General features: G+C 63.9%; 14 protein-coding genes. 4 read left to right on the plus strand and 10 right to left on the minus strand.

The features are described from left to right. Window positions 1-60: 60 nt before the first annotated feature. Window positions 61-2,922, minus strand: a complete 2,862-nt coding sequence (locus ACFPOU_RS21780) for a 2-oxoglutarate dehydrogenase E1 component (protein WP_379726468.1) — start codon at window positions 2,920-2,922, stop codon at window positions 61-63. A 427-nt stretch (window positions 2,923-3,349) separates the two neighbouring features. On the opposite strand from ACFPOU_RS21780, the gene ACFPOU_RS21785 reads away from it, so the two are divergent. Further along, window positions 3,350-3,811, plus strand: coding sequence for a DUF421 domain-containing protein (locus ACFPOU_RS21785; RefSeq protein WP_379726471.1), 462 nt, complete (start codon window positions 3,350-3,352; stop codon window positions 3,809-3,811). A gap of 229 nt (window positions 3,812-4,040) precedes the next feature. Then, the gene (locus ACFPOU_RS21790) at window positions 4,041-4,661 is read left to right on the plus strand and encodes a CHRD domain-containing protein (protein WP_379726473.1); all 621 of its coding nucleotides are present in this window, start codon (window positions 4,041-4,043) and stop codon (window positions 4,659-4,661) included. Here the strand turns inward: ACFPOU_RS21790 and gluQRS are convergent. Both gluQRS and ACFPOU_RS21800 read right to left on the minus strand, forming a co-directional pair. Next, window positions 4,622-5,569: a tRNA glutamyl-Q(34) synthetase GluQRS gene (gene gluQRS / locus ACFPOU_RS21795; protein ID WP_379726476.1), complete on the minus strand. Its 948-nt coding sequence runs from the start codon at window positions 5,567-5,569 to the stop codon at window positions 4,622-4,624. The genes ACFPOU_RS21790 and gluQRS overlap by 40 nt on opposite strands. A 53-nt stretch (window positions 5,570-5,622) precedes the next feature. Further along, the gene (locus ACFPOU_RS21800) at window positions 5,623-6,117 is read right to left on the minus strand and encodes a nuclear transport factor 2 family protein (protein ID WP_379726479.1); all 495 of its coding nucleotides are present in this window, start codon (window positions 6,115-6,117) and stop codon (window positions 5,623-5,625) included. A gap of 122 nt (window positions 6,118-6,239) precedes the next feature. Here ACFPOU_RS21800 and ACFPOU_RS21805 point away from each other — a divergent pair, with 122 nt between their 5' ends. Further along, complete coding sequence (locus tag ACFPOU_RS21805; protein WP_379726482.1) at window positions 6,240-6,605, plus strand: hypothetical protein; 366 nt, start codon at window positions 6,240-6,242, stop codon at window positions 6,603-6,605. Window positions 6,606-6,746: 141 nt separating this feature from the next. Here the strand turns inward: ACFPOU_RS21805 and ACFPOU_RS21810 are convergent, their stop codons facing one another. The 7 genes from ACFPOU_RS21810 to ACFPOU_RS21840 all read right to left on the minus strand — a co-directional run bounded on the left by ACFPOU_RS21810 (window position 6,747) and on the right by ACFPOU_RS21840 (window position 12,935). Next, window positions 6,747-8,048: a citrate synthase gene (locus tag ACFPOU_RS21810; RefSeq protein WP_379726485.1), complete on the minus strand. Its 1,302-nt coding sequence runs from the start codon at window positions 8,046-8,048 to the stop codon at window positions 6,747-6,749. 64 nt (window positions 8,049-8,112) lie between these two features. Beyond that, window positions 8,113-8,391, minus strand: coding sequence for an FAD assembly factor SdhE (locus tag ACFPOU_RS21815; protein WP_379726488.1), 279 nt, complete (start codon window positions 8,389-8,391; stop codon window positions 8,113-8,115). A gap of 181 nt (window positions 8,392-8,572) precedes the next feature. Beyond that, window positions 8,573-9,283, minus strand: coding sequence for a succinate dehydrogenase iron-sulfur subunit (locus ACFPOU_RS21820; protein WP_379726491.1), 711 nt, complete (start codon window positions 9,281-9,283; stop codon window positions 8,573-8,575). A 50-nt stretch (window positions 9,284-9,333) separates the two neighbouring features. Further along, window positions 9,334-11,115, minus strand: coding sequence for a succinate dehydrogenase flavoprotein subunit (sdhA, locus tag ACFPOU_RS21825; protein ID WP_379726494.1), 1,782 nt, complete (start codon window positions 11,113-11,115; stop codon window positions 9,334-9,336). A 2-nt stretch (window positions 11,116-11,117) separates the two neighbouring features. After that, window positions 11,118-11,486 (minus strand): succinate dehydrogenase, hydrophobic membrane anchor protein, encoded by a 369-nt coding sequence (gene sdhD, locus ACFPOU_RS21830; protein WP_379726497.1) that lies wholly within the window; start codon window positions 11,484-11,486, stop codon window positions 11,118-11,120. Between the two features lie 2 nt (window positions 11,487-11,488). Further along, window positions 11,489-11,914 (minus strand): succinate dehydrogenase, cytochrome b556 subunit, encoded by a 426-nt coding sequence (gene sdhC, locus ACFPOU_RS21835; protein ID WP_379726500.1) that lies wholly within the window; start codon window positions 11,912-11,914, stop codon window positions 11,489-11,491. A 253-nt stretch (window positions 11,915-12,167) separates the two neighbouring features. Continuing rightward, complete coding sequence (locus ACFPOU_RS21840) at window positions 12,168-12,935, minus strand: GntR family transcriptional regulator (protein WP_379726503.1); 768 nt, start codon at window positions 12,933-12,935, stop codon at window positions 12,168-12,170. A 273-nt stretch (window positions 12,936-13,208) separates the two neighbouring features. On the opposite strand from ACFPOU_RS21840, the gene ACFPOU_RS21845 reads away from it, so the two are divergent. After that, the gene (locus tag ACFPOU_RS21845; protein ID WP_379726506.1) at window positions 13,209-14,198 is read left to right on the plus strand and encodes a malate dehydrogenase; all 990 of its coding nucleotides are present in this window, start codon (window positions 13,209-13,211) and stop codon (window positions 14,196-14,198) included. The last annotated feature ends 63 nt before the right edge of the window (window positions 14,199-14,261 follow it).

Below are 14,261 nucleotides of genomic sequence, written 5' to 3' on the forward strand. Positions count from 1 at the left end.
TGTATTTATTGAAAACGCCAAAAAACCGGCCGTCTTGGAAACGGCCGGCATGGAGGACGATTATTTGGTCAGGATGAATCCCTTGAGCTTCGAGAACGCCGTGTCGAGCAATTCCTTCTGCTGCGCCACGTGCTTGTCCGAGTAGCCGACGGCGGGCGCCGCCGAAGCCGGGCGGCCGGCATAGGCCAGGCGCTGACCTTCGTCCATGTTTTCGAAAATGTTGTGCTGGATCTGGAACCACGGACCCTGGTTCTGCGGCTCGTCCTGTGCCCATACCACCTCGGTCGCGTTGCCGAACTTCTTCAGTTCGGCGCTGAACGACTTGTGCGGGAACGGGTACATCTGTTCCATGCGGATGATGGCCACGTCGCCGATGCCGCGCGTCTTGCGTGCGCCGACCAGGTCGTAGTAGACCTTGCCCGAGCAGACGATCACGCGCTTGACCTTCGACGCTTCGATCTTCTCGTCGGTCTCGCCGATGACGGTCTGGAAAGCACCCTTGGCGAGATCGGTCAGCGGCGAGCCGGCGTCCTTGTTGCGCAGCAGCGACTTCGGCGTGAAGATCACCAGCGGCTTGCGGAACTGGCGCACCATCTGGCGGCGCAGCAGGTGGAAGATCTGGGCGGCGGTGGTCGGCTGGACCACTTGCATGTTGTTGTCCGCGCACAGCTGCAGGAAGCGCTCGATGCGGCCCGACGAGTGCTCCGGACCCTGGCCTTCGTAGCCGTGCGGCAGCATCATCACCAGGCCCGAGGCGCGGCCCCACTTTACCTCGCCCGAGGCGATGAACTGGTCGATCACCACTTGCGCGCCGTTGACGAAGTCGCCGAACTGGGCTTCCCAGATGGTCAGCGTGTTCGGCTCGGCCGTCGAGTAGCCGTACTCGAAGCCGAGCACCGCTTCTTCCGACAGCACCGAGTCGATCACCGTGAATTGCGCCTGGTTGTCCGACACGTTCGCCAGCGGCAGGTAGATGCCCTGGTCCCAGCGCTCGCGGTTCTGGTCGTGCAGCACGGCGTGGCGGTGCACGAAGGTGCCGCGGCCGGCATCCTGGCCCGACAGGCGGATCGCATAGCCCGACGACAGCAGCGAGGCATAGGCCAGGTGTTCGCCCATGCCCCAGTCGAGGTTCATGTCGCCGCGCCCCATGCTGGCGCGGTCGGCCAGCACTTTTTCGACCAGCGAGTGCGGCTTGAAGTTGTCCGGCACCCTGGTGATGCGCTCGGCCAGGCGTTTCAGTTCGGTCAGCGGCACGGCGGTATCGGCCGCGTCGGTCCACTTCTTGTTCAGGAACGGCGCCCAGTCGACGGCGTACTTGTTCTTGAAGTCGGTCAGCACCGGATCGACCGTGTGCTTGCCGGCGTCCATCGCGTCGCGGAAGGCGGCCACGAGCTTGTCGCCTTCGTCCGCGGGGATGGTGCCTTGCGTGGACAGCTTTTCCGCATACAGCTTGCGGGTGCCCGGGTGCTTGGCGATCTTCTTGTACATCAGCGGCTGGGTCAGCGCGGGCGTGTCCTGCTCGTTGTGGCCCAGCTTGCGGTAGCAGATGATGTCGACGACGACGTCCTTGTGGAACTCGGTGCGGTAGTCCATCGCGATTTGCGTGGCCAGCACGACCGCTTCGGGGTCGTCGGCGTTCACGTGCAGCACCGGCGCCTCGATCATCTTGACGACGTCCGAGCAGTACAGCGTCGAACGGGCGTCGCGCGGGTCGGAGGTGGTGAAGCCGATCTGGTTGTTGATCACGATGTGCATCGTGCCGCCGGTGCCGTAGCCGCGGGTCTGCGCCAGGTTCAGGGTTTCCATGACCACGCCCTGGCCGGCGAATGCGGCGTCGCCGTGCACCAGGATCGGCAGCACTTCCTTGCCCTTGCGGTCGCCGCGGCGTTCCATGCGCGCCTTGACCGAACCCTCGACGACGGGGTTGACGATTTCCAGGTGCGAGGGATTGAACGCCAGCGACAGGTGGACCGGGCCGCCCGGGGTCGAGATATCGCTCGAGAAGCCCTGGTGGTACTTGACGTCGCCCGACGGCAGGTCGTCGGCGTGCTTGCCTTCGAACTCTTCGAACAGTTCCGAGGGCGCCTTGCCCAGGGTGTTGACCAGGACGTTCAGGCGGCCGCGGTGGGCCATGCCGATGACGATTTCCTGAACGCCCTGCTCACCGGCGCGCTGGATGGTCTCGTCCATCGCGGCGATGAAGGATTCGCCGCCTTCGAGCGAGAAGCGCTTGGCGCCGACGTATTTGGTGTGGAGGTAGCGTTCCAGGCCTTCGGCAGCGGTCAGGCGCTCGAGGATGTGGCGCTTCTTCTCGGCCGAGAAGGTCGGGGTCGAACGGATCGACTCGAGGCGCTCCTGGATCCAGCGCTTCTCGGTCGGGTCGCTGACGTACATGAACTCCGCGCCGATCGAGCGGCAGTAGGTGTCGCGCAGCATTTGCAGCAGGTCGCGCAGGGATGCGCTCTCGCCGCCGAAATAGGTGTTGCTGATGTTGAACTTGGTGTCGAGGTCGGCGTCGGTGAAGCCGTAGAACGACGGATCGAGTTCGGGAATCGATGGGCGCTCCTGGCGCTGCAGCGGGTCCAGGTTGGCCCAGCGCGAGCCGAGGTAGCGGTAGGCGGCGACCAGCTGGGTCGCGGCGACGCGCTTGCGCGCCATTTCCGGATCGGCTTCGGCGACGGCGCTGACGATGCGGATCGGGCCCTGCTTCGCGCGCTCGGCGAAGGAAGCGACGACCGACGAGTGAATCACGTCGGGACGCGCGGTGCCGTCGACGGCAGGCACGTTCTGCATGCTGTCGAAATAGGCGCGCCAGTTGTCGGGGACCGAACCTGGGTTGTTCAGGTAGGCTTCGTATAACTCTTCCACATACGGCGCATTACCGCCGAACAGGTACGAGTTCGCGGACTGTTGTTGCATCATTCTTGCTCACCTTTTCTTCGCGCTTCGCGAGTTTGGCGGGTTAATCTAACCTTCCGCGACACGGCCTGACCGGTTAGCGGATTGCAACTAGACATCATCAAGTTGTGGGGAAGGACAGATGGGGTCTTCACGCATCCTTTTGAAGACCACATGTTATTGCGGTCGACCACTCTGATCTTGCGCAACAGCGGGAGGTATTGTAACGCAACATACGGGGCGCATAAGGGGCAGCCTGCATTTTGTTGGCCGCACGAATGCCAATAGTTACCGTCCGCGCCCGCGCCAACGGCGGCACGCAACCGGTCCAGCCAATTCATCCCGTGACGATGTTGCTTTTTCCCATCGTGGTTCCGCATGCCTGGCGGACGGCGCCTCATTGGCAAAATGCTTACAATCGGCGCATCAGTTTTCAAGCGTCGGGGCGGCTATGTTCGATATGGATTTGGCGTGGTGGGAGTTTATCGCGCGCGGGGCGTTCGTCTACCTGGCGCTGCTGTTGATGGTGCGCCTGTCGGGCCGGCGCACGGTCGGCCAGCTCACGCCGTTCGACTTGCTGGTGGTGATGCTGCTGTCGGAAGCGGTTTCGAATTCCCTGACCGGTGGCGACAATTCGGTCAGCGGCGGCCTGATCATCGCCGCCACCCTGATCGTCCTGAATGTGGGCGTGGCCATGCTCTCGACCTACAGCCGGCGTGCATCGGAAATTGTCGACGGCAGCGCGGTCCTGATCGGGCGCAACGGCCAGTTTTTCGACAACGTGGTGAAACGCTGCCGCATCGCGGAGTCCGATCTGGAACAGGCCCTGCGCATGGCCGATTGCGATCGCTCGGACATGCAGACCGCATTCCTGGAAGCCGATGGCGAGATCACGATCCAGAAAAAGAAGTGATCCGTTTCACCTGAGAACATGATTCAGCCTGGTGGACAAGGCCGCGAAATCTGTATCGTATTCCTCCTGTCGCGCCCTTCTTTCCGCACATTCAATGTCCCTGGGCGCATTTTGCTCAGCGGCTCCTGCCCATCCGTACCGTGTGAGACTCCCGCCAAGGCTGTGCTAATTTTTTTGGCAGCGCCGCGCCGCGGCGCAACTGGATTCTTTCCTGATCAGGAGGTCTGCCATGAAACATCACCTGTCCCTGCTGGCCCTGGCCGCGGCCATGGTCTTCGTGCCCGTCGCCACCCAGGCCCAGACGACCATCATCAAGGCCGTTGCCAGCGGCCCGGCGGAAAGCCCGCCCAACGGGTCGACCGGCTCGAGTGTCGCCAGCTTCGAGTTCGACGGCGACCTGATGCGCGCCGAAGTTCCCTTCCGCGACCTGCTCGGCACCACCGTGGCGGCCCATATCCACTGCTGCACGACCGCGGCGTTCACCGGCGTCGCACCGGTCGCCGTGCCCCTTGCCGGCTTCCCTACCGGAGTCATCAACGGCATCTATACCCAGGCCTTCGACCTGAGCGACGCCTCGATCTATGCGCCGGACTTCCTGGCGGCCTTCGGCGGCACGGCGGCGAACGCCAGGACCGCGCTGATCGATGCCATCGGCGACAATACCGCCTACCTGAACATCCACTCGACCCAGTTCCCGGGTGGCGAGATCCGCGGTTTCCTGGTGGCGGCGCCGATTCCGGAACCGGCGACCTGGGGCATGCTCGGCCTGGGCCTGGCGGGATTGGGCTTGCTGGCGCGGCGCCGCGCGCGCTATGGCGGTGCCGGCTTCCCGGTCGGACAGGCGGCCTGACGGGAGGTGCCGGGGGCGCGCGCTTCCTGCTGCGCCAGCATGGCCGACCAGGCGGGAATCGCCGCTTGCCAGAAGGCGGCAAGCGAGGCCGGCCGTTCGAGCGGCAGCCCGAGAAAGCGCGCCGCATCGGTCAGGGCGGCGATGGCGGCCGGCTCGTCGCCCGGCAGCACGGCCAGCGCGCCGGTTTGCTTGGAGAGCTTTTCGCCTTGCGCATTGCGCACGACCGGCACATGCAGGTAGCGCGGCGTGGCCACGCCCAGCAATCGCTGCAGGTAGATCTGGCGCGCGGTCGAATCGATCAGGTCGGCACCGCGCACGATGTCGGTGATGCCCTGCTCGGCGTCGTCGACCACCACTACCAGCTGATAGGCCCAGTAGCCGTCGGCGCGCAGCAGGACGAAGTCGCCCGACTCGCTCGCCAGGTATTGCGTCTGGGGGCCGGCGAAGCGGTCGATGAAGGTGATCGCATCGGCGCCCGCGTCCGGCACGCGCAGGCGCAGGCTGCGCATGGCACGGCCCGGCGCCAGGCCAGGGCGGCAAGTGCCGGGATAGATCGCGGCGCCGTCGGGCGCGACGCCCAGGCGCGAATCGCGGATTTCGCGGCGGTTGCAGCCGCAGGGATAGGCGTGAACGCCGAGCTTGTCGGCCGCGGCCCGGTACAGGGGTGTGCGGCGGCTCTGCCAGACGACCTCGCGGTCGGAATGCATGCCGAGCGCGTCGAGCAGCGCGAGGATGGCGCGGTCGGCGCCGGGCACGCTGCGGCCCTCGTCGATGTCCTCGATGCGCACCAGCCACTGGCCTTGGTGGGCACGCGCGTCGAGATAGCTGGCAACGGCCGCCACCAGCGAGCCGGCGTGCAGCGGCCCGGTGGGCGACGGCGCGAAACGGCCGATGTAAGTGGTGCTCACGTTGGTGCGGGAAGGCGGAGAACGGGCCGATACGATACCACGGCGTCCAAGGCTTAGCGGGGCCCGCCCTTCCAGCCGTCCTTTTCCTCGAAATCCTTGATCAGCCGCGTCACCTGGCCGGCGACCTCGTTCGGCACGGCCATCGACAGTTGGTAGTGCACGATCTCGAAACTGGCGCCCTTGCGGCGCATGACGCCGCTGGCTTGGCAGACGCCCATGCGCGTGTCGAGCAGTTCGTCGAACCAGACGATCGATGTGTCGTCCGAAAAATAGACGTTGCGGCGCAGCGTCTTGAAATCCCAGGCCGACTTGCGCTTGAAATGAGGCTTGGCCCAGTCCTTGAACGCGTCGCGGCGCCAGCGCTCGGTCTTGTCGGTGCCGATGTAGATGCCGTCCTTGGCGATCTTGTCGAAATAGGCCGGACGGGCATGGGCCGCATCGTTGTGCCAGCGGTCGAGGAAGGCATTGGCCTGCTTCTTGAGCGCCGGGCCGGCCTGCGCCACGCAGGCGCACAGCATCAGGGATAGCGCGAGCAGCAAACGTTTCATGGGGGCGCTGGATGTTGACTGGGACATCGGATTCTACACAGCCGTATGTAACCAGGTGTATAGATTGCGAAAGTTTTTTAGATCAGGTATACATTTGGCAACATCACTTTAGTCGGCCGTGTATGCGCCCAATCCTGCTCTGTGTACTCAGCTTGCCCCTGCTTGCCCACGCGGAGCCGGGCGTGGCGGTGGCGGCGCCGGTCGCCGCCACCACGCCTGCATTGCCGCTGCGCGCGCGCCTGGACAAGGAGACGATCCGGGCTGCCATTGCCGCCCTGCCCGCGGAACGCCATCCCGATCCGGGCCGCCGCGAGGCGCCCGCACTGAGCGCCACCGCGCACGACGCCTTCGCCAGGGATTTCGCCGCCGCGCGCCTGCCGGACTGCCTGCATGCGGAAGGCCTGCGCAATCAGCCGACGTTCTTCCTGGGAGGCGTGCTGGCGTTGCCCTTCATCGCGGTGGCCAAGCTGCGCGGCGTCTGCCGATGAAACGCCGGGTGCTTGCGGCGGCGATCGGGCCAGGCGGGACCGGGCGCGCGGTCGGTCGGCACGCCGGCGGCAGCGGCAGCGCCACCAAGAAAAAAAGCGGGCCGCAACCGCGGCCCGCTTTTCATTGAACGCACGTCAACATCAACGCTTGTCGATCGAGGGCACGTCGCGCACCGGCGAACCGACGAACAGCTGGCGCGGACGGCCGATCTTCTGCTCCGGATCGGCGATCATCTCGTTCCACTGGGCGATCCAGCCGATGGTGCGCGCCATCGCGAAGATGCCGGTAAACAGGGAAACCGGAATACCCAGCGCCGACTGCACGATGCCCGAGTAGAAGTCGACGTTCGGGTAGAGCTTGCGCGAGACGAAGTACTCGTCTTCCAGCGCGATGCGCTCGAGTTCCATGGCCAGCTTGAACAGCGGATCTTCCTGCAGGCCCAGCTCTTCCAGCACTTCGTGGCAGGTTTCGCGCATCAGCTTGGCGCGCGGGTCGAAGTTCTTGTACACGCGGTGACCGAAGCCCATCAGCTTGACGCCCGAGTTCTTGTCCTTGACCTTCTCGATGAAGGACGGGATGTTGTCGACCGAGCCGATTTCCTTGAGCATCGTCAGGGCCGCTTCGTTGGCGCCGCCGTGGGCAGGGCCCCACAGGCAGGCGATGCCGGCAGCGATACAGGCGAACGGATTCGCGCCCGACGAGCCCGCCAGGCGGACGGTCGACGTCGATGCGTTCTGCTCGTGGTCGGCGTGCAGGATCAGGATGCGGTCCAGGGCGCGCACCAGCACGTCGTTGACCTTGTACTCTTCGCACGGGTTGGCGAACATCATGTGCATGAAGTTGGCGCTGTACGAAAGGTCGTTGCGCGGGTAGACGAAAGGCTGGCCGATCGAATACTTGTAGGCCATCGCGACCAGGGTCGGCATCTTGGCGATCAGGCGGACGGCGGAGATTTCGCGCTGTTCCGGATCGTTGATGTCGAGCGAGTCGTGGTAGAACGACGCCAGCGCGCCGACGGTGCCGACCAGGACCGACATCGGGTGCGCGTCGCGGCGGAAGCCGCGGAAGAAGAATTGCATCTGCTCGTGGACCATCGTGTGCTTGGTCACGTCGGCGACGAACGCGGTCTTCTGCCCGGCGTTCGGCAGTTCGCCGTTCAGCAGCAGGTAGCACGCTTCCAGGAAGTCGCAGTTCTCGGCCAGTTGCTCGATCGGATAGCCGCGGTACAGCAGCTCGCCCTTGTCGCCGTCGATGTAGGTGATGCTCGAGTTACATGCCGCGGTCGACATGAAGCCCGGATCGTAGGTGAACTTGCCGGTCTGGCCGTACAGCTTGCGGATGTCGATGACGTCCGGACCGATCGTGCCCTTGTAAATCGGCATGTCGATCGATGGGCTGCCGTCGGAGAACGACAGGGTTGCTTTGGTATCAGAGATGTTCATGGCACTTCCTTCTTGGGAGTGGATCTACAAAATATAAAACGAAAATGGGATGCCTTGGCAGCGTTCAGGCTTCGCGCAGGCGTGCCAGCAAGGAACGCACATGCGGCAAGTCGAGCTCGCCCTCGGGCTCGGCACGTCCGAGCAGCAGGTCCATCAGCGGGTTGTCCGCCAGGTCCAGCAAGCGGGTCAATGCATCGACGTCGTCATCGCTCAAAGCGGCCTCGTGCGCATCGAGGAAGCGCGTGAGGATCAGGTCGTTTTCGAGCAGTCCACGGCGCGCGCGCCAGCGCAGGCGGGCACGGTTGGCTGGGTCGGATTGATGCGCGCGTTGTTGCGTTTCCACACTAGAGTCCGTTGTTGGGTCAACACTATACTCCGGCTGCCGGGAATCGGCAGTACCGTACTTCTACTGTATTTGCGACGATATCGGGTGCGATGGGCGGTCGGCGGGCGTTCCGGCCTGCGTACGGCCCGGCGCATGGACTCGGGGAGCCCATGCGGCCAGAACGCCAAGGCAAACCGGCCTAGATCGCCCGGCGAACCAGCAATTCCTTGATCTTGCCGATTGCCTTGTTCGGATTCAGGCCCTTCGGGCAGACATCCGTGCAATTCATGATCGAGTGGCAGCGGAACAGGCGGTACGGGTCTTCCAGGTTGTCCAGGCGCTCGCTGGTGGCTTCGTCGCGCGAGTCGGCGATGAAGCGGTAGGCTTGCAGCAGGCCGGCCGGGCCGACGAACTTGTCCGGGTTCCACCAGAACGACGGGCACGAAGTCGAGCAGCAGGCGCACAGGATGCACTCGTACAGACCGTCGAGCTCTTCGCGCTCTTCGGGCGATTGCAGGCGCTCTTTCTCGGGGCGGATCGACTCGTTGATCAGGTAGGGCTTGACCGAATTGTACTGCTTGAAGAACTGGGTCATGTCGACGATCAGGTCGCGCACGACCGGCAGACCCGGCAGCGGACGCAGCACGATCGGCTGGGTCAGTTCGTTCAGGTTGGTCGTGCAAGCCAGGCCGTTCTTGCCGTTGATGTTCATCGCATCGGAACCGCAGACGCCTTCGCGGCACGAGCGGCGCAGGGCCAGCGAATCGTCGACGTCCGACTTGATGCGCTGGAGCGCGTCGAGCAGCATCTTGTCGGTGTCTTGCAGTTCGACGGTGACGTCTTGCATGTAAGGCTTCGAATCCTTGTCCGGATCGTAGCGGTAGATCTTCAGGTGGACTGTGCGTGCCATGTTTTACCTATCTGTTCGGCCGGTCTTCGGGACCGGCCACAAAAACGTTCTTAGAAAGTACGGGCCTTCGGCTTGAAGGTCTCGACGGTCAGCGGCTTCTGGACCACTTCCTTGTACTCGAGGCGGTTGTTCTCCGAGTAGAACAGGGTGTGCTTCATCCAGTTGGCGTCGTCGCGCTGTTCGTAATCGCTGTGCGCGTGGGCGCCGCGCGATTCTTTTCTGGCCTGCGCCGAAACGATGGTTGCCTTCGCGGTCTCGATCAGGTTGTCCAGTTCCAGCGCTTCGACGCGCGCGGTATTGAACACCTTCGACTTGTCCTTGAACGAGACGTGCTTGCGGCGCTCGTCGAGGACCATGATTTCCTTGACGCCTTGCGTGAGCAGCGCATCGGTGCGGAACACGCCGCAGTACTTCTGCATCGTCGCGCGGATATCGTTGGCGACGCCCTGCACTTTTTCCGAGCCGGTCGAGGTCTCGAGGCGGTTCAGGCGGTCCAGGGCGAAGTCCGACGCGTCGGCCGGCATCGGCTTGTTGGTCTTCTGCTTCAGGTTCGAGGCGACCACGTGGTTGCCGGCGGCGCGTCCGAAGACGATCAGGTCGAGCAGCGAGTTGGTGCCCAGGCGGTTGGCGCCGTGGACCGAGACGCAGGCGCATTCGCCGATGGCGTAGAGGCCGTTCACGATCTTCTGGCCGCCGTTCTTGACGTCCGGCGTGACGACCTGGCCGTGGATATTGGTCGGGATGCCGCCCATCTGGTAGTGAATCGTCGGCACGACCGGAATCGGCTCCTTGGTCGCATCGACGTTGGCGAACTTGTGGCCGATTTCCAGGATCGAAGGCAGGCGCTTCTTGATGGTGTCGGCGCCGATGTGGCGCAGGTCCAGCAACACGTGGTCCTTGTTCGGACCGCAGCCGCGGCCTTCCTTGATTTCCTGGTCCATCGAACGCGAGACGAAGTCGCGCGGCGCCAGGTCCTTCAGGGTCGGCGCATAGCGCTCCATGAAGCGTTCGCCGTTCGAGTTGATCAAGATACCGCCCTCGCCGCGGACACCTTCCGTGATCAGGACGCCCGCGCCGGACACGCCGGTCGGGTGGAACTGCCAGAATTCCATGTCCTGCAGCGGCAGGCCGGCGCGCGCGGCCATGCCCATGCCGTCGCCGGTGTTGATGAAGGCGTTGGTCGAGGCGGCGAAGATGCGGCCGGCGCCGCCGGTGGCGAAGATGGTGGTCTTCGCTTCGAGGATCATGATGTCGCCGGTTTCCATTTCCAGGGCCACCACGCCGACGACGTCGCCATCGGCATCGCGCACCAGGTCCAGGGCCATCCACTCGACGAAGAAGTGGGTGCGGGCGCGCACGTTGCGCTGGTAGAGCGTATGGAGCAGCGCATGGCCGGTGCGGTCGGCGGCGGCGCAGGCGCGCTGGACCGGCTTCTCGCCGAAGTTGGCGGTGTGGCCGCCGAACGGGCGCTGGTAGATCGTGCCGTCCGGGTTGCGGTCGAACGGCATGCCGAAGTGCTCGAGCTCGTAGACGACCTTGGGCGCTTCGCGGCACATGAATTCGATCGCATCCTGGTCGCCCAGGTAGTCGCCGCCCTTGACGGTGTCGAACATGTGCCAGTACCAGTCGTCTTCGCTCATGTTGCCCAGCGAGGCACCGATGCCGCCCTGCGCGGCCACGGTGTGCGAGCGGGTCGGGAACACTTTCGACAGCACGGCCACGTTCAGGCCGGCTTCGGCCAGCTGCAGCGACGCGCGCATGCCGGAACCGCCGGCGCCGACGATGACCGCGTCGAAGCGGCGGGTAGGGATTGCAGTTTTAATGGCTGCCACGATTACACACTCCAGAGAATTTGCACAGTCCACGCGGCGCAGGCGAGCAGCGCGAGCACCGTGGCGATCTGCAGGGTCAGGCGGATGCCGACCGGTTTGACGTAGTCCATCCAGATGTCACGCATGCCGACCCAGACGTGGTAGTACAGGCCGAAGAAAGTGACCAGGGAAAATAGCTTGAACCACTGGCGCGAGAACAGTCCCGCCCAGCCTTCGTAGGTAAAATTCTGTGCGGTCAGAAAAGTGCCGAGCAGGATCAGGGTGTAGACCACCATCACAATCGCGGTAACGCGTTGCGCCAGCCAGTCCTTGACGCCGTAGTGGGCGCCGACGACCAGTCTGTTGGCGCCGATATTATTCTTTTTAGCCATTTTCAGAACACTCCAAACAATTTCAGGCCGACGAGCACGGTCAAGGCCAGGCTGATGACCAGCACCCAGCGCGCGGTCTTCTGGGCTGCGTCCTTGTCCAGCGCCAGGTGGTTATCCATGAACAGGTGGCGGATGCCGGCGGTGAAATGGTGCAGGTAAGCCCACGACAGGCCGAGCAGGATGAGCTTGGCGAACGGGTTGTCGACGATGCCTGCGAAGTGCGCGTACGAGATCTCCGAGCGCAGGCTTTCCTGCAGCAGGTACAGCAGGAACGGCAACATCAGGAACATGACGAACCCGCTGATGCGGTGCAGGATCGAGACGATCGCCGCAGGCGGCTGGCGGTACTTCATCGTGATATCCGTAATGTGGATATTACGGAACTCCGGCCGTCCTTTTCTTGTGGCCTCTCTCACGGCTTCGGACATACAACACCTCCCTTAACAGACAAAATGTGATTAACCCTTAATTTTCGCCGATTTTTTGCGCCGCACCAAGATCCATTAGTCGAATATTAGTGGGTCAAAGTTGGAACCGGGTTTTGTTCGGCGCTTTCTAGCAAACAACATATTTTAAACGCATAGCGCCGTTCGTGCCGGGCGCGGCGCAGGAGCGGCCCGCGGGCGCCGCACGCGGCATCGGCGTGCGGCCGCGCCGGTGCGCCGGCACGCGCAGCCCCTCTTACGACAACGCGTTCTGGTAATGATGCTGCACCGTCAAATACAGCCCACGCCGCAATTCGACGGGCCGGTCGCCGTAGGTAAACGAGACCCGGTCCGCGCATAGCAACGGCGTTCCCTCGGCAACGTTCAGGTAATGCGCGGCGGTGCTGTCGGCCCCGACCGCCCGGATCCGCTCGGTCGCGCGGATCATGCGCGTGCCGAACTCGGACTCGAACAGGCCATACATTGGACCCTTGTACTCGACCAGGCGTTCGGCCGTCAGCCCCTTGAACAGCTGGCCCGGCAGCCACAGTTCCTCGAGGATGGTCGGCGCGCCGTCGAAGGACAGCACGCGCTTGATGTAGACGACCGCGTCGCCCGACTTCAGCTCCAGCAGGCGCGTCACCTCGGCCGGGGCGCGGATGCGCTTGACCTCGACGATGCGGTTCTCGGGGGGATGCGGCAGGCCCTCGTCGGGCATCAGTTTCAGGAAGCGGAAATGGGCGCGCTCTTCATGGTGGGTGGCGACGAAGGTGCCCTTGCCCTGGCGCCGGACGACCAGGTTCTCGGCGGCGAGCTCGTCGATCGCCTTGCGCACCGTGCCCTGGCTGACCTTGAAGCGCGCGGCGAGTTCGACTTCGCTCGGCATCAGCTCGCCCGGCTTCCACTCCCCGGATTGCAGGCTTTGCGTGATCAGCGCCTTGATTTGCTGATACAGCGGCCGGAACGAAGGCGAGGCAGTGCTGCCTGGGCCATCGCCGACAAGGGGGGTCGGGACAGGATTCATAGACCACGATTTCACCACAAAAGCCCTTCCCCGTCCAGTGTGCACTTGACAACATATGTGTCTTATATAAGACATATGATATAGATTGACGGAAGGACGGCCGGGGACTACACTCGCGGTCGACCGGGCATCCGCGCAGGTGCGAACCGCTTGCTGGGCGCCCACGAGAAACCATGCCGGTTTTGGTATCATTGCAGTTTTCCCCGGCCGACGCTCGGGAACAGGCGTATCCTCGGCTTCGACCGTTTTCATTCCCATTTTTGGAGATTCATCATGGCTAAAACCCCAATGCGCGTTGCAGTTACCGGCGCAGCCGGCCAGATCGGCTATTCCCTGCTGTTCCGTATCGCTAACGGCGACATGCTGGGCAAGGACCAGCCGGTCATCCTGCAATTGCTGGAAATCGCCGACGAAAAAGCGCAGAAGGCGCTCAAGGGCGTCATGATGGAAATCGACGACTGCGCCTTTCCGCTGCTGGCCGGCATGAGCGCGCACGCCGACCCGATGACCGCCTTCAAGGATGCCGATTTCGCCCTGCTCGTCGGCGCGCGTCCACGCGGCCCCGGCATGGAACGCAAGGACCTGCTCGAAGCCAATGCCCAGATCTTCACCGTGCAGGGCAAGGCGCTCGACGCCGTCGCTTCGCGCAACGTCAAGGTGCTCGTCGTCGGCAATCCAGCCAACACCAACGCCTATATCGCCATGAAATCGGCGCCGTCGCTGCCGGCCAAGAACTTCACCGCCATGCTGCGCCTGGACCACAACCGCGCCCTGTCGCAAGTGGCGGCCAAGACCGGCAAGCCGGTCGCCTCGATCGAGAAGCTGGCCGTGTGGGGCAACCACTCGCCGACCATGTACGCCGACTACCGCTTCGCCACCATCGACGGCCAGTCGGTCAAGGACATGATCAACGACGACGCCTGGAACCGCGACGTCTTCCTGCCGACCGTCGGCAAGCGCGGCGCCGCGATCATCGAAGCGCGCGGCCTGTCGTCGGCAGCCTCGGCCGCCAACGCGGCGATCGACCACATGCACGACTGGCACCTCGGCACCGGCGGCAAGTGGACCACGATGGGCATCCCGTCGGACGGTTCGTACGGCATTCCGGCCGAGACCATGTTCGGTTTCCCCGTCACCGTCGAGAACGGTGAATACACGATCGTCCAGGGCCTGGAAATCGATGCTTTCTCGCAAGAGCGCATCAACCTGACGCTCAAGGAACTGACCGAAGAGCGCGAAGGCGTGGCGCACCTGCTGGCCTGAGCTGCCCGATTGCGGATGGGCCGGCACGGCATGCCCCTCCGCTGAACTTTCCGTGCCGCCGTT

The organism is Massilia jejuensis, assembly GCF_042656795.1.
In the GTDB taxonomy this organism is placed as follows: Bacteria; Pseudomonadota; Gammaproteobacteria; order Burkholderiales; family Burkholderiaceae_D; genus Telluria; species Telluria jejuensis.

Coding starts and splice junctions, on each gene's coding strand:
- ACFPOU_RS21840 (WP_379726503.1), bottom strand. CDS start 12,935: ATGAATCCTGTCCCGACCCCCCTTGTCGGCGATGGCCCAGGCAGCACT.
- ACFPOU_RS21820 (WP_379726491.1), bottom strand. CDS start 9,283: ATGGCACGCACAGTCCACCTGAAGATCTACCGCTACGATCCGGACAAG.
- ACFPOU_RS21805 (WP_379726482.1), top strand. CDS start 6,240: ATGCGCCCAATCCTGCTCTGTGTACTCAGCTTGCCCCTGCTTGCCCAC.
- ACFPOU_RS21790 (WP_379726473.1), top strand. CDS start 4,041: ATGAAACATCACCTGTCCCTGCTGGCCCTGGCCGCGGCCATGGTCTTC.
- sdhD (WP_379726497.1), bottom strand. CDS start 11,486: ATGGCTAAAAAGAATAATATCGGCGCCAACAGACTGGTCGTCGGCGCC.
- ACFPOU_RS21780 (WP_379726468.1), bottom strand. CDS start 2,922: ATGATGCAACAACAGTCCGCGAACTCGTACCTGTTCGGCGGTAATGCG.
- ACFPOU_RS21785 (WP_379726471.1), top strand. CDS start 3,350: ATGTTCGATATGGATTTGGCGTGGTGGGAGTTTATCGCGCGCGGGGCG.
- sdhC (WP_379726500.1), bottom strand. CDS start 11,914: ATGTCCGAAGCCGTGAGAGAGGCCACAAGAAAAGGACGGCCGGAGTTC.
- ACFPOU_RS21810 (WP_379726485.1), bottom strand. CDS start 8,048: ATGAACATCTCTGATACCAAAGCAACCCTGTCGTTCTCCGACGGCAGC.
- ACFPOU_RS21845 (WP_379726506.1), top strand. CDS start 13,209: ATGGCTAAAACCCCAATGCGCGTTGCAGTTACCGGCGCAGCCGGCCAG.
- ACFPOU_RS21800 (WP_379726479.1), bottom strand. CDS start 6,117: ATGAAACGTTTGCTGCTCGCGCTATCCCTGATGCTGTGCGCCTGCGTG.